The organism is Microcoleus sp. MON1_C1 (assembly GCF_036701945.1).
In the GTDB taxonomy this organism is placed as follows: domain Bacteria; phylum Cyanobacteriota; class Cyanobacteriia; order Cyanobacteriales; family Microcoleaceae; genus Microcoleus.
The window spans coordinates 23,091-38,839 of sequence record NZ_JAUBRO010000033.1; the positions used below are offsets into that span (position 1 = coordinate 23,091).

Sequence of the window (15,749 nt, forward strand, 5' to 3'; positions counted from 1 at the left end):
CACCCTATTCCCCAATTTTCAATTGCTTATTCTCAAATAGTGTGTGGTGAGGAGTGTTATGGATAACTTTGTGGATGAGAAAATCCCTTTTACTATGCCTTTCAAACTTACAGGCAGGAATTTATTCCTGCTGCTGAGTTTGGGGATCGGCATTGTAGCGATCGGTTTAGATGTAGCAGCGGGTAGACTTTTAAATACGCCTGCATCGCTATTTATGCCACTAGCTGTTTGTGCTGTAGTTGCATCGGGTGTGGGCTGTGTAGTTGTGCCTTTACTCCAGCAACTAAAAGCAGGACAAATAATTCGCGAAGACGGCCCCCAAGCTCATTTAAAAAAGGCGGGAACGCCGACAATGGGAGGCATCTTTTTTGTGCCAGCAGGAGTCGCAGTAGCTTTGCTTTGGTCGAGATTTAACTCAGATGTTGTTGCCGTATCGGCTTTAACTTTAGCTTACGGTTTCATCGGCTGGATAGACGACTGGCAAATTCTGCGCCTCAAGTCGAATAAAGGTATTTCACCTCGGATGAAATTGGCTTTGCAAATAGGTTTTGCAGCTCTATTTTGTCTGTGGTTGATGTTCCGCGAACCAGGTATTTCTACGAGCATTGCTTTGCCTTTCGGTTGGGTATTGCCTTTAGGTTTTCTGTTTTGGCCTCTGGCGGGTTTTGTGCTGGTAGCTGAAAGCAACGCTACTAATATTACTGACGGCGTTGACGGGTTGATGGGCGGTTTAGGCGCGATCGCACTTTTGGGATTGGGCGCATCTGTAGCCTCAACTTCGCCAGAATTAATGATATTTTGCGCTTGCACCAGCGGCAGTTGTCTCGGTTTTTTAGCACACAACCGCAATCCAGCCAAGGTGTTTATGGGCGATACAGGTGCTTTAGCTTTGGGCGGTGCGTTGGGTGCGGTAGCTTTATTAACAAATAGCCTTTGGATATTATTAATTATCAGCGGGATTTTCTTTATTGAAACGCTGTCAGTAATTGCTCAAGTAGGTTATTACAAAGCTACAAAAGGGCCTGATGGAATCGGCAAGCGTCTGTTAAGAATGGCTCCTCTCCACCATCATCTAGAACTGTGCGGCTGGTTGGAAACTCAGGTTGTGGGAATCTTTTATTTAACTAACGGGGTGTTAGTTTTAATGATTTTGATGTTGACGGGGAACAGTTGAGAACGGATTGGGTGACAGATTGCACAGGGGATGTAAGAGATATTTTCTACTATTGGAAAGAAACAGGCAAGATGCCTGTTCCACAAGAACTGAATGCAGTTGTGGAACAGGCATCTTGCCTGTTTAAGGGTCCGAAGTTATAAGTTTGACAAGTTATATCCCCGTTAATGCAATGGAACTTAATAACGCTTTTTAATTATTTGAAGAACCGCCAAGACGCTTATAGGACAAAGTAAGAACTAAATTTGCTTATTTATCTTCCTTAGCGTCCTTAGCACCTTCGCGGTTCTTTTAATCTTACTCAATATTAGTTATGCTATCGTTTACGGTTGTTTGTGAATGACTAAAACGTTTTTACCGGAGGTTTCGGTGGTTGTGCCTGTTTACAACGGCGAGATGGATTTGCCGGAGTTGATCGAGTGCCTGCGATCGCAAACTTATCCGCCACACAGAGTAGAATATCTCTTAGTAGACAACAACAGTCGCGATCGCACTTCAACCATCCTCCAAACAGCAGCCTCTAACCCCCCCTCAGTCCCCCCTTTGGTAAGGGAAGGAAGCAATTTCAATCAAATAACCATTCGCCACCTCACTGAAAATCAGATTCAAAGTTCCTACGCCGCCCGCAATCAAGGAATTCGCGCATCCACAGGCGAAATCATTGCATTTACCGATGCAGACTGTCGCCCGGAATCTGACTGGCTGGAAAATTTAGTTAAGCCATTTGTGGACTTAGAAATAGGAATTAGCGCTGGGGAAATACTCGCATTGCCCGGTAAAACTATTTTAGAACAGCACGCCGATCGCCAAAATACTTTATCTCAAAAACATACTCTCGCTCACCCTTTTTGTCCCTACGGTCAAACCGCCAACTTAGCTGTAAGGAGGCTAGTTTTACAACAAATAGGATTATTTCGCCCTTACCTCACCAGTGGCGGCGATGCTGACTTGTGTTGGCGGATTTTGCGGGAAACATCCTATAAAATGTATTTTGCGGAAAATGCGATCGTTCGACACCGCCACCGTTCAACCATAAAACAGTTGCAAAGTCAATGGTATCGGTACGGCGAATCTAATAAATATTTGCACGAACTCTACGGTGTCGATTTGATGCGAGAATTCACAACAGGGGAATATTTTTACCGGCTGGCTAGGTGGCTGTTCAAGGAATTTCCGGTTGCTGCTGCCAAAAGTGCGTTAGCGAAGCCCTCGAAGAGGATCGCCCGAGCCGATCTGGTAGATTTGTTTAATACGCCGATCGGTCTTTTGAATGTTAGGGCAAGGTCGATGGGACAGCGCCAAGCCAAACTGCCAGAATCAGCTTGGGACATTGAGCGGTTTTAAACTTTTAGAGCATCAGCCTTTCACGGGCGGGCTCTCCTGCCCAGCCCGTACTCCCCACAAAAAAATTGAACTATGAGTGGAACAGGCCCGAATGCCTGTTCTAAATAAGGCTTTCACGGGCGGGCTCTCCTGCCCAACCCTGACTCCCCACAAAAAAATTGAACTATGAGTGGCACAGGCTTTCGGGCCTGTTCATCCAAATGGTGCAGGATGTGCGATCGACAAATATTCTTTGGTATACAATCCCCCCCCTATAAATACCTATAAGTGAACTTTATTGATTCCTATAAATATGCTGAATCAGAAATATGAAAATTTAACGCAATACTTAATATAAAATTAATAAGTCGATTCTGAAGCGCTCGGTTTGACGACGGGAACCAACTCAGAGGCAAACCCCCAAATTTTCTTTACTTCTGCCTTGTGGCTTTTCAGTGCTGTCGTCAGCGCGATCGGAATTATTCTCATAATTTTAAATTTTTGTAACCTTTACAGGTAATGCCAATGGCTCAAATCTTACTCCAGACCGTTTGGTTTATACCTTGCTATCCACTTATCGGCGGAGTTCTGTCGATGCTGTGGTTTCCAGCAGTTACCCGCCGCACGGGGCCAAGACCATCCGGTTACGTGAACGCCATATTAACCTTGTTCGCTTTCTTACACGCCGTCATAGCCCTGACAGCTATCTGGAACCAACCGGCGCAACACCAGTTTATTCCTTGGCTGAATGTAGCAGGTTTAGACTTAACCATTCCCGTTGAAATCTCTGCTGTCACCGTCGGGGCGACTGTTTTGATTACCGGACTGAACTTGCTGGCGCAGGTTTATGCTTTCGGTTACATGGAAATGGACTGGGGCTGGGCTCGGTTCTTTTCTCTGATGGGGCTGTTTGAAGCCGGGATGTGCGGCTTGGTACTGTGCAATTCCCTGTTCTTCAGCTACATGATTTTGGAAGTTCTGACTTTAGGTACTTACCTGCTAGTCGGGCTGTGGTTCAATCAGTCTTTGGTGGTGACAGGAGCCCGCGACGCTTTCTTAACAAAGCGGGTGGGAGATTTATTTCTGCTGATGGGAGTAGTCGCCATTCTGCCGCTGGCTGGAACTTGGAATTTTGACGAGTTGGCTGTTTGGGCCCAGACTGCAAAGCTTGACCCCACTGTAGCGACACTGCTGACTTTAGCTTTGATTGCCGGCCCGATGGGTAAGTGTGCTCAGTTTCCCTTGCACCTGTGGCTAGATGAGGCGATGGAAGGCCCGCTGCCGGCGACGATTTTGCGGAACACCGTAGTTGTGGAAACTGGTGCTTGGATTTTGATTAAGTTGCAGCCAGTGATTGCTTTGTCGCCGATTGGGATGACGACAACTATTATTGTAGGGGCTGCGACGGCGGTTGGTGCTTCATTAATTGCGATCGCCCAAATTGACATTAAGCGCACGCTTTCCTATATAGTCAGCTCTTACATGGGCTTAGTATTTATCGCCGTCGGTACCGGACAAGCTCAGACAGCCCTGACATTGATATTTGCCTACACCTTCGCAATGGGTTTGCTGGTGATGAGCATCGGTTCGGTAGTTTGGAACAGCATCACTCAGGATGTCCGAGCTCTCGGCGGTTTGTGGGGAAAGCGGCCAATATCAGCGATATCGTTTATTGTCGGTAGCGCTGGATTGGTGGGACTGCCTCCCTTCGGCTGTTTCTGGGCTTTAGAAGACTTCACATCCGGGCTTTGGCAAACTCACCCTTTCTTGTTAGGAATAGTGCTGTTTGTAAACTGCGTTACTGCTTTTGGCTTGGTGCGCGTCTTCGGTTTAGTTTTCGGCGGCAAACCAAAGCAAATGACCGAACGTTCGCCGGAAGTTCACTGGCCTTTTATCTTGCCGATGACGGTTTTAATGGGCTTTACTTTGCACGTTCCGCACTTGCTGGCGACGTGGCAGGTCTTGCCTGGGGCAAGTTTGAATTATACCGCCACTGGACTGCTAGTTTTGTCAACCGCGATCGGCATCGGTGCAGGAGCATTTGTTTACCTGAACGAGAAATGGGAAAAACCGGTGCGAATCGGTTCTCAAGCCCTGCAAGACTTTTTTGCCTACGACTTTTACACTGCCAAACTTTACCGCGTGACAGTGATATTTGCAGTTGGTTTGGTTTCGCAAATCATCTCCTGGGTCGATCGCAATATTGTTGACGGATTCGTGAACTTAATCGGTTTTGCAACGGTTTTCGGCGGGCAGAGCCTCAAATACAACGTTACGGGTCAAACTCAGTTTTACGCCCTGACAATTCTGTTGGGAGTAGCACTTTTGGGACTGCTGGTAAGCTGGCCTTTGCTAGCTCGCTTGTCGCTGATTGTGGGCGGCTAAAACTATATAAAATTTAAGATTTTAGGTGACAGTTTTAATCTAAAATCTTAAAAACATGAAGTCTTGAACAAAGATTTCAAACTACATACAACAAGGCCAAATCAATGAACTCAAATAACAGACAATTCAATCTTTCCCGCCGCAATTCCCTGAAATTTGTCGCAGGTGCTATTGGTACAGGGATACTCGCAGCACGAGCAGGCGCTGATTTGGCTGCACCTGAACCAGCAATTGCTCAAGACTTAACTCCCGATGCAGCTCTCCAAAAGTTAATCGACGGAAACAAACGGTTTGTTGACAGCAAACGCCAAAGTCCCAACCAAGACTTACCCCGCCTTCTCGAAGTTGCCGTAGCTCAAAAACCCTTTGCTGCTATTCTGGGCTGTGCAGATTCCCGCTTTCCTTCCGAAATTATCTTCGATCAGGGATTGGGAGATTTATTTGTTTGTCGCGTGGCCGGAAATGTTGCTACTCCAGAAGAAATTGGCAGCCTGGAATTTGGCACGCTGGTACTGGGAGCAAAAGTGCTTGTGGTAGTCGGCCATAAAAGGTGCGGTGCGGTAGACGCAACCATCAAAGGAGCTCAGGTTCCCGGTCAAATTGGCAGTTTGCTCGACGCAATTAAGCCTGCTGTAGAAAGCTCGAAAAGCCAAACAGGCGACAAGCTAGAAAATGCTTCAAAAGCCAATGTGGTTGTCCAAGCTAACAAGTTGAAAGCATCTCCCGTTATATCTAAGTTAATTGCGGAGAATAAACTGAAAGTTGTTGGTGGATATTACGATTTAGACACGGGGAGAGTCACTATTCTTTCTGAGTCTTGAGGCAATTTCGGATAGATAACTGGGAAAAAGTTAAGATCTAAGCTCTCCAGTTATCCAAGACAAGAGGCTGCCAAATTAATTGATTCTTCACTCTTCACTCTTCACACATTATGCTTAGTGCCTTGCTCTGGTTGCCCGCGTTGGGCGCTGCGGTAGTCGGTTTCCTGCCCGGAAATATCAATGGGATGCGTCTTCGTTCAATAGCTTCAGCTTTTGCTGCTGCTGTTTTCCTTTTGAATATCTGGCTGTTGACTCAATTCAATCCAGCCAATCCGGGATTGCAATTTCAAGAATATTTGCCTTGGATTCCACAATTAGGTTTGAGCTACAACTTGGGCATTGACGGCTTGTCCTTGCCGCTGCTGGTTTTAAGTGCTTTGCTGACGCTATTAGTCATTTACGGCACTGGCGAAAAGATGGATCGCCCCCAGCTTTACTACGCTTTGATTTTGCTAATCAATGCTGGTATTGCCGGAGCTTTGATGTCTCAAAATTTGCTGCTGTTTGTACTGTTTTACGAAATAGAATTAATTCCTTTTTACCTGTTGATTGCGATTTGGGGCGGAAAGCAGCGGGAATACGCTGCCATGAAGTTTTTGATCTACACGGCAGTTTCGGGACTTTTAGTGCTGGCAGCATTTTTGGGTGTGGCTTGGCTGAGTGGGTCTTTAAATTTCGATTACACTGCGATTACCACTCAAGAATTGCCCTTGAACACGCAATTGATCCTGCTAACAATTGTACTAATTGGGTTGGGAATTAAAATTCCTTTAGTGCCGCTGCATACTTGGCTGCCTGATGCTTACGTCGAAGCTTCGCCAGCAACAGCAATTTTGCTGGGAGGAATTCTGGCGAAGTTGGGAACTTACGGTTTAGTGCGGTTTGGCTTGCAGATGTTTCCCGAAACTTGGTCGATGATAGCTCCCAGTTTAGCGATTATCGGGACTGTGAGCGTGATGTACGGTGCTTTGAGCGCGATCGCCCAAAAAGACATCAAGCGCATGGTAGCCTATAGTTCGATCGGGCATATGGGCTACATCCTCGTTGCCTGCGCTGCAGGTACGAAGCTGGCATTAATCGGCGCTGTGGGGCAAATGGTAAGCCACGGTTTAATTTTAGCTTTGCTGTTTTATTTGGTAGGCATCATCGAAACCAAAGTTGGCACGCGGGATTTGGACGTGCTCAACGGTTTGATGAACCCGATGCGGGGTTTACCCACTGCCAGTTCCCTGTTAGTTTTGGGCGGCATGGCAAGCGCCGGAATTCCGGGTTTGGTGGGTTTTGTTGCTGAATTTTTAGTGTTTCAAGGCAGTTTCTCGATCTTTCCAATTCCAACTTTACTGTGCATTTTAGCTTCGGGTTTAACAGCAGTTTACTTTGTAATTCTGCTCAACCGCACCTGTTTTGGGAAGTTGGACAATGCCACGGCTTACTACCCTCCTGTTACGTTTGGTGAAAATATGCCGGCGCTGGTTTTGGCGGGCATCATTTTTGTGTTGGGGATTCAACCTGCTTGGCTGCTCAAGTGGAGCGAATCAACTACAAATGCGATTTTTGCTACTCTGCCGGCGGTCAGAAATACCCAAATAGCTATTAGCTATTCCCTAGAACAGTCGGCTATGCAAATCGCGTCTACACAAACGAAGTCCGCCTCTGCAGACTAACAATCTACTCGTTACCAGGCAGAGCCTGGTAACGCAGATGCGGAGGCTCTGCCTCCAATTTTACGGCTCGCGAACCTGGATATTCGGTTCCCAGGATATTCCTGGGAACCAGTTAAAGAATCGCAGCTTTTTGCAATAATTCAAAATATTTAGATTCACTCAATCAAAGGAAGAAACAATGGTACAAACCCCTAATAAACCAGCAACTAAACTACCTCCTTCCAAACACCAATTTGCCGAAGTAATTCACAGGCTGGAAGCTGGCGGCGCGATGATTCCAGATACGCCGGAAAATCTGATGCAAATCATCGCTATCTGGAAAGCTTACGCAGTGCCGATGGATTTCTACTGGCGGGATTTGCTTTACATCGCCGAACGGGTATTTTTACACCCGCTTCCTTTCTTTAAATACTTCTTGCCGCAGGAGTATTTAGACTTGCAAAATCACTATGCAGGCGACGGTGCAGATTTGCGTATTTGGCGCGGGACTGGAAGTGTTCACCCGGAACTTTTGGAGTTCATGCAGAAGGGTGAAACTGGTAAAATGCCGCGGCTGTTTCACCATTTGTGGCACGATCGCATTAACATGGAATTTGCCGAAGAGTGCATGAGGTCAATGCTTTGGCACCGGGGCTTGTACGTGCCGACCAATCAATTCGATCCTTATTTGGACAGTGACGAATATAAGGCTAATGCCGATCGGGCAATTAAAGCTTACTTCAAAAAAAACCCGTTCATGCTGGGACTTCACAAAGCATTTCCAGAAATGTTTTTAGAACAGTGCCGCCAAATGTCTTATTACAGCAATCTCGGTTTATTCTGGGAAGTCATGGCGCCGGTGTTTTTTGAGGTTTCCGACTTGTACGACGAAGGGAAAATTACGACAGTCCCGCAGGCGATGGATTTCCTAGTAAATGGCATATTTGCGATCGCCGGACGCCCGATTTACCACCACGTTCAAATCGACGGCGAAACCTACGAAATCATCCCGAAATCTAAAGGTTTCACTTGGCTTTACGAAGCAGCGTTACCTTACGTGGAAGCTGTATTTTATCGCACTTCGCCGTTCCGAGGCACCAAATCTTACAACGCTCAAGCTAAGGAAGTTCCTGACGATCAAAAAGACTTCCACTACGGAGTTTTGTATGCAGACAAATTCCCGGTAGGTACGGCGGGGATTCCGCCGACTTTGCTAGCACAAGATATGCTGCATTTCCTGCCGCCTTATTTGATGGATTTCTACAAACAGCGCTGTCGCGGCGAAGATGATATTCTCAATCAAATTGGGGTGACTTTTCAGCGATCGATGTACTGCGTTACTTCGGCGGTGATTCAAGCTTTGCGGACTGCTCTTTTGTATCCTTTAGATGACCCAAATCCCAAGCATTTGAAGGCAAATCGAGCTTTCTTTGAGTCTCAAATCGATCGCTTCTGTCGCCCGGAATACGGCATGAAATATGCTGCGAAGCTCAAGAATATTCAGACTTCGGATTACAGGTAAAGGATGTTTTCCGGCGGCCAAGATGCCCAGCCCACAAGCAACCTGATGTTTTGTGGAACAGGCATCTTGCCTGTTCTGGAGAATGGTTCAAAATATCGGTTAAAAGCGACGGGAAAAAATGAGGTTTTTTTAAAGGGATTTCAAAGTTGGTATAATACCAGTCCACCTACCAACAGATAACAAATAACAAATAACAATAACTATGGACAGCAAAGAGCTAGCCCAATATATCGAAGCAAAGGACGGGATTTCCAAACCTTGGTTGTTGGTGCAACTGCGGCTGAAAAAATTGCAAGAAAGGCGATCGGAGATTTCTGCTGAAGAGTATATGACAGAACTTACTGACCTTCACAAAGATTTAATGAATCTGGGGGAATGGTGGCTGGGTATCGAGGATGAAGTGTTTTAAAATTTAATTGAAAGTTCAAGTAGCATTAAGTCGATCGCACTTTAAAATTTCTCCATCAAATCTTTTTCTTGAGCATAAACATCTCGTAGCTGTTGCAGCGCCGCCCCAGAAATGACCGATTTAACTGTAGCTACCAATTGACCCCACTCCAGCAAGCTGTCAACTGAAACAGCTTTTTTGAACTTGTGGGTGTAGAATTTCGTCCAAAATGCTGGTGCTAGCTTGCTTTTCCAGCGTTTGTACCATCTGCCAAAATCTTGAAGTGCGATCGACTTTACTTCTAAAATCGGGGGAAAATCGGCGTAGCTGACAAACCGGCTGATGCCTTTGGCGTGTACGTACACCATGTACCGACAGCATTCAATGCGGTAAATCTCGTCTGCTGAGATATTGAACAGGAGTGCAACTGTTTCTTCTGTGACAAATCTCGCCAGCGGATGCAGGATTGGAGATTTATGAATTATTCTGGATTCTGCGATCGCGCGCGATTTTGCCGGAGTTTCTGATATCATGGCTGGTAGACCTATGGATATGGTAAATGCACTTTTGGATAGAGAGTAAATCTCTAGATATTTAAGTGCATGGGACAAAAAATGTTTGTCCCTATGGTTTTACAGGTGATTGCCCTTTAGTTTTCCAGGCCGGAGGGCGATCGCTCTTTACATATAAAATTGTACGACGCAATTGCATCAACTGTCAAGCATGGGTTTAGTCAGGCTAAAAATTCGGGAACTAGCGGCGGAGAAGGGCTGGACGCTTAAGGAAGTATCCGATCGTTCCGGGGTAATTTATAGCACTGTCCGAAGCTATGCTCGTCGTCCTGAAATGGCAATGGTTGACTTTACTTGCCTGCGGAAGTTAGCTCGGACTTTTGATGTGATGATTGAGGATTTGGTTGAGGTTTTGGAGGAATAGGTCGATCGGCCTTTAGTTGTCTAGACCGGGGGCGATCGCTTTTTCAGATGCAATTATCTTAAAACGCAACTGCATTATTTGTCAAGCATGGGTTTAGTCAGAGTAAAAGTGCGAGAGTTAGCGGCCGAGAGGGGCTGGACATTCAAGGAGGTGGCTGAGCGATCGGGCGTGATCTACAGCACCATAACCAGCTATGCTCGTCGTTCAGAAATATCAATGGTTGACTTTACCGCCCTGTACAAGTTAGCGCGGGCGTTTGATGTGATGATTGAGGACTTGGTGGAGATTATTGAGGAGTAGTCGATCGGCCTTTGCACGTTTCTACTATAAATCCTTGTGTTTCGTCTTGTCAAAACGCGCTTAAACACTTTGCATCGCGGCTAAAAGCTCAGCTTAAAGGTGCTAAGATTTAGTCGAAGTTGTTAATCTCCCGTTACCTTTGTGACTAGAGCCAGTACCGCCATCGGGGTGAGCCCCATCATCAAGGAAATTGTGCAGAAAAAGGCGCTAGCAACCCGACTAACGCTGAAGGAAATTATCTATGTCGGGATGCTGGCGATTGACGAGTTGGACGAAAAGCGCTTGCAAGAATTGGCAGATAAGGTGCATCAGATGCAGGTCAATGGCGAGATTTGAAGCTGAAGAAAACCCGGTGGGCGTCCAGAAACCGGGTTTTTACGAAAAGACGCGTTGCAACCAGCAGATTAGGAAAAAAACCCGGTTTCTTTGGTTGGAGCGTGTCCAGGACAGATCGAGAATCTCAAATGGTAGAATTCTCTGGAACTAACAACATCCGCGATTCTATTTCTTCCCAGGTTTTTGCTGATATTCTCACTGCTGCTTCTTTGCATGGGATGATGAAAATATTTGCCAATAAATAATCTCCCAGCGCCTCTGCTTCTTCCTCAGATAACTTGACTATTTCTGGATTGAGATGGAGTGCATGACACCAGGTATCTACAAGGCGATCGGCAAATGCTAAGTGTATTTGTTTAGGCTGCTCACTATCGGGCAATTGCTTCTCAAGTTCTATCAGTTGAGCAATTAGTTCAGTCCCGTTCACCTCCTTGAAGATTTTAATTTTTTTAAGTTTTTCGGCCGACGCGATGGTCAACGCGTTGGCGTTGGCGTTGGCGTTGGCGTTGGCGTTGGCGTTGGCGTTGACGTCGGCGTAGGCCTGGGCGATGCCTGTGGTCTTGCTGATGGCCATGACGTAGTCGATGGTGATGGCGTTAGCGTTGGCGTTGGCGTTGGCGCTGGCGATGGCGCTGGCGATGTCCATGGCGTGGGCGATCGCCGCAGCACGTTTACCGACAGGCTTAAAATCACCTTCCGAGCCATTAGTCGCTGCATCAGCCCATTGCAATAGCCCTTGCAACTTCGGCGTGTTAATGTACTTTTGAGCCTCTTTTTCCATTAATAGGAGCAAGTTATCAGCCCCATTTTTTGAACGCACCAACCCCGCTACCAACAAAAATACCTCTTGCCAGCGTCGATCGGAAAGATGATCGGTAACTAACTGCTCAATTAAATTATTATCAGCAATATATTGAGCTGTGAGATATTCCTGAAGCGTCAAATGCGAAAACGAGTACACATCCTCAGCTCGTTCTACTAAAATCCCCTGTTGAACTGCCATAGCTTTCAGAACCGCCTCACCGTCTAAATGCTTCGGTGCATTCAAATTATTTTCTAAAAAAGTTTTGATTTCCTCAACCACTTCTCGCTGCGAAAAAAACAGCTTATCAGCCTCAAAACCAGTATAAGCAATCTCCGATAACAAACTCTCCTCTAACTCCGTGCTGAGCCCTTGATAAATTTCCTCTTTCTGAATCCGCTTTTCCGCCGCCCATTCTTCCAACAATATCCGCAAAGCTTTTCTGTAAAGAACGCTGCGATTATTCGGAAAGTTTTGCGAACGGTCATAAATGAGGCAGAGGAAAGTTAGCAATAATGGCGTGTGGGCTAACTCTTTAGCTGCTGCATATTCTGGCTTTTGCAATAACTTCCAACATTTTTGAGCCGTTCCTGCTTGTTTATCGACCTCAGACTGAAACCAGTTACCAATAAATTGCTCAATTTGAGTATCGTCAAACTCTGCTAGTTTGACATCGGTAAAGCGTTGAAAGTTGTTTCTATAAGCGGCTGTGCGACAAGAGACAATGAAGCTATTTTTATCATAGCGGTCAACAAAATTCTGAATCTTACTAATGACCTCATTTGTGTTGACTGTCGGCACTTCATCCAATCCATCCAGCAAGATTAACAGCTTTCCCTGCTCTAATGCCTTAGCGATAAATTGCTCAGATGAGGGAAAGCCACAAATGCTAAACTCTTCAACAATTAATTTTTCTATGTCTATCTGGCTAGATGTAAAGCTTTTAAGTTCGATAAAAACAGGAATGCGATCGTGCTTAAATCCGCCTCGTTTGCCCTTCAGTGCTTCGAGTCCTATTTTCCGCAAAAATGTAGATTTTCCCGCCCCGGGCTGCCCTAAAACCATCAAATATTGCTTCTGATTAGCAATTTTTAGCCCTTCTTGCTTCTGGCAATCTTGCTGCTGAAAACTTCGCTTGTTTGCTTGGCGGTAAGCTTCTTCTAAATTTTGGATTGATTCAAAACTGCCGATTGCTTGCTCATCCAAAAACTGCACAGCAGTATAAACCGATTCTAATGGCACAGCCTCCCGCATTCCCAATGCTTTCAGAATGCCGTGACGCTTGAAGTACCGTTTGCCGTATTCCCCCGATGCCGTGTAAATTAGCTGTTTAGTTTTCTCATCTAGCTTTTTGCCCATCAAGCCGAGAAATTTGCCACCAGTTTCAAAGACTGACTGGAAAATGGGGAGGGCGATACCGCTAACACAACTTATAGCAAAGGGTTCAATTCCTGTCATGGGAGTATTATTGAAGTTGGTAGGATATATCTATCTACAATTCCTGTTTAACAGATTCGGCACGCTGCTTAGCATTCTCCCGCCGATAAACATTAATCGGATTGTTGCGAATATCAGCTTCTACGCTCGCAATTAGTTCATCTAGTCTTTGAGTCCAAGCTTCAAGCATTCGGTTGCTTTCCCGCACCCAAGCGACAGTTTTCTTAATTTTATCTGGGTGGGAAAATTGTCTTGGCTCAATTATAGTATCTTCCAATTCCTTTTAGCCTTTCCTTTCAATTAACCAAAATACCTAAAAAAATCCCCCGCCAGAAGGCGGGGGATTTTAGTTAATTACCTAGAAACCAGAGTTCAGAGTTACCCGAATTTCCCGGCCGTCGAGGCAATTACAAAGGCGGCGTAAGTGAGGATGTATCCCACAGTAAAGTGAGCCAGACCAACAACGCGACCTTGGATGATCGACAAAGCAACAGGCTTGTCTTTCCAGCGAACCAAGTTAGCCAAAGGAGTGCGCTCGTGAGCCCAAACCAAAGTCTCGATCAACTCTTGCCAGTAACCTCTCCAAGAGATCAGGAACATGAAACCAGTTGCCCAAACAAGGTGTCCGAATAAGAACATCCAAGACCAGACAGACAAGTTGTTAGTACCATACGGGTTGTAACCGTTGATCAACTGAGCGGAATACAGCCAGAGGTAATCGCGGAACCAGCCCATCAGGTAGGTAGAAGACTCATTGAACTGAGCCACGTTACCTTGCCAGATGCCCAGGTGCTTCCAGTGCCAGTAGAACGTTACCCAACCCAGGGTGTTCAGCATCCAGAACATCGCCAGGAAGAAAGAGTCCCAAGCAGAGATGTCGCAAGTACCGCCACGGCCGGGGCCGTCGCAAGGGAAAGCATAACCGAAGTCTTTCTTGTCCGGCATCAGCTTAGTACCGCGTGCATCCAGAGCTCCCTTGACCAAGATCAAGGTGGTGGTGTGCAAGCCTAGTGCGATCGCGTGGTGAACCAAGAAATCGCCAGGTCCGATCGCCAAGAACAGAGAATTAGTACCGTTGTTAATCCCGTCTAACCAGCCTGGGAGCCACACGTTAGCATAGTTCGGCCAAGCGGTAGAAGCAAGGCTGTCAGGGTTAGACAACAGCACGTCCATGCCGTAGAGAGCTTTTCCGTGAGCAGCTTGGATGAACTGTGCGAACACTGGTTCAATCAAGATTTGCTTTTCAGGAGTTCCGAAAGCAACTACCACGTCATTGTGAACGTACAGACCTAGAGTGTGGAAGCCCAAGAACAGCGACACCCAGCTCAAGTGAGAGATAATCGCTTCTTTGTGCTGCAACACGCGATCGAGCACGTTGCCTTTGTTTGCTTCAGGATCGTAGTCCCGCACCAAGAAGATAGCTCCGTGGGCGAAAGCGCCGACCATGATGAATCCAGCAATGTACTGGTGGTGCGTATACAGCGCAGCCTGAGTCGTGAAGTCCTTCGCCATGAAAGCGTAGGGAGGCATCGCGTACATATGCTGTGCTACCAGGGAGGTAATTACGCCCAAAGCAGCGAGGTGAATTCCCAGTTGGAAGTGCAGCGAGTTGTTGTAGGTTTCGTACAAGCCTTGGTGAGGCAAGTTGAACTGCCCTTCACTCTTGCCGCCGACCAAACCAGCCTTAGAATCCAACATCTCTTTGATGCTGTGACCGATACCGAAGTTAGTCCGGTACATATGACCGGCAACGATAAACAGAACTGCGATCGCCAAGTGGTGGTGAGCGATGTCTGTCAGCCACAGGGATTCTGTTTGAGGGTGGAAGCCACCCAAGAAAGTCAGAATTGCGGTTCCAGCGCCTTCGGAAGTACCGAAGACATGGTTCGGTGCATCTGGGTTCTCGGCGTATACGCTCCAGTTACCAGTGAAGAACGGAGCCAAACCTGCCGGGTGAGGCGGGGTAGACAAGAAGTTTTCCCAACCTACGTGCTGTCCGCGAGATTCGGGGATAGCAACGTGAACCATGTGACCAGTCCAAGCCAAAGAGCTGACACCGAACAAACCAGCCAAGTGGTGGTTGAGGCGAGATTCAGCATTTTTAAACCAAGACAAGCTGGGGCGGTACTTGGGCTGGAGGTGCAACCAACCTGCGAACAGGAAGACAGCCGCCAGTAGTAGCAAGAAGATAGCTCCTTGATACAGGTCAGCGTTTGTCCGAATCCCTTGAGTGAACCACCAATGGTAGACACCGGAGTAAGAGATGTCTACTGGGTTAGAAGCGCCCCCTTGAGTGAAAGCTTCTACTGCAGGAGCGCCGAATTGGGGGTCCCAAATCGCGTGAGCGATCGGGCGGACGTTTAGGGGGTCTTTAATCCACTGTTCAAAGTTACCTTGCCATGCTACGTGGAACAGGCTGCCCGAAGTCCACAAGAAAATGATTGCTATGTGGCCGAAGTGAGAAGCAAAAATCTTTTGGTAAAGATTTTCTTCCGTCATGCCATCGTGGCTTTCAAAGTCGTGTGCTGTGGCAATCCCGTACCAGATCCGCCGTGTGGTCGGGTCTTGGGCAAGGTCTTGGCTAAATTTTGGAAATTTCGTTGCCATAAGCCTTGATTAATCCTGAATCCTGAACAAAATTGAAGGGATTCGGTTCTGAGTTTGGATTCTCGATTTGAGATT

General features: G+C 46.7%; 15 protein-coding genes. 10 read left to right on the forward strand and 5 right to left on the reverse strand.

What is annotated here, in order from left to right; genetic code table 11:
• Positions 1-58: 58 nt before the first annotated feature.
• On the forward strand, positions 59-1,174 hold the full coding sequence (gene mraY / locus QUA62_RS18955) for a phospho-N-acetylmuramoyl-pentapeptide-transferase (RefSeq protein ID WP_333405947.1): 1,116 nt from the start codon (positions 59-61) through the stop codon (positions 1,172-1,174).
• A gap of 339 nt (positions 1,175-1,513) precedes the next feature.
• Complete coding sequence (locus QUA62_RS18960; RefSeq protein ID WP_333405948.1) at positions 1,514-2,518, forward strand: glycosyltransferase; 1,005 nt, start codon at positions 1,514-1,516, stop codon at positions 2,516-2,518.
• A gap of 339 nt (positions 2,519-2,857) precedes the next feature.
• Here the strand turns inward: QUA62_RS18960 and QUA62_RS18965 are convergent, their stop codons facing one another.
• Positions 2,858-2,986 carry a hypothetical protein gene (locus tag QUA62_RS18965; RefSeq protein ID WP_333405950.1) on the reverse strand — a complete coding sequence of 43 codons (129 nt, stop codon included), beginning with the start codon at positions 2,984-2,986 and terminating at the stop codon, positions 2,858-2,860.
• A gap of 36 nt (positions 2,987-3,022) precedes the next feature.
• On the opposite strand from QUA62_RS18965, the gene QUA62_RS18970 reads away from it, so the two are divergent.
• The 5 genes from QUA62_RS18970 to QUA62_RS18990 all read left to right on the forward strand — a co-directional run bounded on the left by QUA62_RS18970 (position 3,023) and on the right by QUA62_RS18990 (position 9,277).
• Positions 3,023-4,882: an NAD(P)H-quinone oxidoreductase subunit F gene (locus QUA62_RS18970; RefSeq protein WP_333405952.1), complete on the forward strand. Its 1,860-nt coding sequence runs from the start codon at positions 3,023-3,025 to the stop codon at positions 4,880-4,882.
• Positions 4,883-4,986: 104 nt separating this feature from the next.
• Positions 4,987-5,703: a carbonic anhydrase gene (locus QUA62_RS18975; RefSeq protein ID WP_333405954.1), complete on the forward strand. Its 717-nt coding sequence runs from the start codon at positions 4,987-4,989 to the stop codon at positions 5,701-5,703.
• Between the two features lie 110 nt (positions 5,704-5,813).
• A complete protein-coding gene (locus tag QUA62_RS18980; protein WP_333405956.1) occupies positions 5,814-7,367 on the forward strand; it encodes an NADH-quinone oxidoreductase subunit M in 1,554 nt (517 codons plus the stop codon).
• 178 nt (positions 7,368-7,545) lie between these two features.
• The gene (locus QUA62_RS18985) at positions 7,546-8,868 is read left to right on the forward strand and encodes a CO2 hydration protein (RefSeq protein WP_333220430.1); all 1,323 of its coding nucleotides are present in this window, start codon (positions 7,546-7,548) and stop codon (positions 8,866-8,868) included.
• 202 nt (positions 8,869-9,070) lie between these two features.
• Positions 9,071-9,277 carry a hypothetical protein gene (locus tag QUA62_RS18990; protein ID WP_333405958.1) on the forward strand — a complete coding sequence of 69 codons (207 nt, stop codon included), beginning with the start codon at positions 9,071-9,073 and terminating at the stop codon, positions 9,275-9,277.
• A gap of 41 nt (positions 9,278-9,318) precedes the next feature.
• On the opposite strand, the gene QUA62_RS18995 is transcribed toward QUA62_RS18990, so the two are convergent.
• The gene (locus QUA62_RS18995; RefSeq protein ID WP_333405960.1) at positions 9,319-9,789 is read right to left on the reverse strand and encodes a hypothetical protein; all 471 of its coding nucleotides are present in this window, start codon (positions 9,787-9,789) and stop codon (positions 9,319-9,321) included.
• 190 nt (positions 9,790-9,979) lie between these two features.
• Between QUA62_RS18995 and QUA62_RS19000 the strand changes: the two genes are divergently transcribed.
• The 3 genes from QUA62_RS19000 to QUA62_RS19010 all read left to right on the forward strand — a co-directional run bounded on the left by QUA62_RS19000 (position 9,980) and on the right by QUA62_RS19010 (position 10,828).
• On the forward strand, positions 9,980-10,192 hold the full coding sequence (locus QUA62_RS19000) for a helix-turn-helix domain-containing protein (RefSeq protein WP_006631307.1): 213 nt from the start codon (positions 9,980-9,982) through the stop codon (positions 10,190-10,192).
• Positions 10,193-10,279: 87 nt separating this feature from the next.
• Entirely contained in the window at positions 10,280-10,492 is a 213-nt protein-coding gene (locus tag QUA62_RS19005) for a helix-turn-helix domain-containing protein (protein WP_006631308.1), read from the forward strand.
• A 141-nt stretch (positions 10,493-10,633) separates the two neighbouring features.
• A complete protein-coding gene (locus tag QUA62_RS19010) occupies positions 10,634-10,828 on the forward strand; it encodes a hypothetical protein (RefSeq protein WP_333063872.1) in 195 nt (64 codons plus the stop codon).
• A 124-nt stretch (positions 10,829-10,952) separates the two neighbouring features.
• Here the strand turns inward: QUA62_RS19010 and QUA62_RS19015 are convergent, their stop codons facing one another.
• From QUA62_RS19015 to psaB, 3 genes are all read right to left on the reverse strand, one after another.
• The gene (locus QUA62_RS19015) at positions 10,953-13,088 is read right to left on the reverse strand and encodes an NACHT domain-containing protein (protein WP_333405962.1); all 2,136 of its coding nucleotides are present in this window, start codon (positions 13,086-13,088) and stop codon (positions 10,953-10,955) included.
• A gap of 34 nt (positions 13,089-13,122) precedes the next feature.
• The gene (locus QUA62_RS19020) at positions 13,123-13,344 is read right to left on the reverse strand and encodes a hypothetical protein (RefSeq protein ID WP_333405964.1); all 222 of its coding nucleotides are present in this window, start codon (positions 13,342-13,344) and stop codon (positions 13,123-13,125) included.
• Positions 13,345-13,445: 101 nt separating this feature from the next.
• Positions 13,446-15,674, reverse strand: a complete 2,229-nt coding sequence (gene psaB / locus QUA62_RS19025; RefSeq protein WP_190659912.1) for a photosystem I core protein PsaB — start codon at positions 15,672-15,674, stop codon at positions 13,446-13,448.
• Positions 15,675-15,749 lie beyond the last annotated feature (75 nt).

What these genes read in the sequence shown, in the direction of transcription:
- mraY (WP_333405947.1), top strand. Translation starts at nt 59, where the DNA reads ATGGATAACTTTGTGGATGAGAAAATCCCTTTTACTATGCCTTTCAAA.
- QUA62_RS18960 (WP_333405948.1), top strand. Translation starts at nt 1,514, where the DNA reads ATGACTAAAACGTTTTTACCGGAGGTTTCGGTGGTTGTGCCTGTTTAC.
- QUA62_RS18965 (WP_333405950.1), bottom strand. Translation starts at nt 2,986, where the DNA reads ATGAGAATAATTCCGATCGCGCTGACGACAGCACTGAAAAGCCACAAG.
- QUA62_RS18970 (WP_333405952.1), top strand. Translation starts at nt 3,023, where the DNA reads ATGGCTCAAATCTTACTCCAGACCGTTTGGTTTATACCTTGCTATCCA.
- QUA62_RS18975 (WP_333405954.1), top strand. Translation starts at nt 4,987, where the DNA reads ATGAACTCAAATAACAGACAATTCAATCTTTCCCGCCGCAATTCCCTG.
- QUA62_RS18980 (WP_333405956.1), top strand. Translation starts at nt 5,814, where the DNA reads ATGCTTAGTGCCTTGCTCTGGTTGCCCGCGTTGGGCGCTGCGGTAGTC.
- QUA62_RS18985 (WP_333220430.1), top strand. Translation starts at nt 7,546, where the DNA reads ATGGTACAAACCCCTAATAAACCAGCAACTAAACTACCTCCTTCCAAA.
- QUA62_RS18990 (WP_333405958.1), top strand. Translation starts at nt 9,071, where the DNA reads ATGGACAGCAAAGAGCTAGCCCAATATATCGAAGCAAAGGACGGGATT.
- QUA62_RS18995 (WP_333405960.1), bottom strand. Translation starts at nt 9,789, where the DNA reads ATGATATCAGAAACTCCGGCAAAATCGCGCGCGATCGCAGAATCCAGA.
- QUA62_RS19000 (WP_006631307.1), top strand. Translation starts at nt 9,980, where the DNA reads ATGGGTTTAGTCAGGCTAAAAATTCGGGAACTAGCGGCGGAGAAGGGC.
- QUA62_RS19005 (WP_006631308.1), top strand. Translation starts at nt 10,280, where the DNA reads ATGGGTTTAGTCAGAGTAAAAGTGCGAGAGTTAGCGGCCGAGAGGGGC.
- QUA62_RS19015 (WP_333405962.1), bottom strand. Translation starts at nt 13,088, where the DNA reads ATGACAGGAATTGAACCCTTTGCTATAAGTTGTGTTAGCGGTATCGCC.
- psaB (WP_190659912.1), bottom strand. Translation starts at nt 15,674, where the DNA reads ATGGCAACGAAATTTCCAAAATTTAGCCAAGACCTTGCCCAAGACCCG.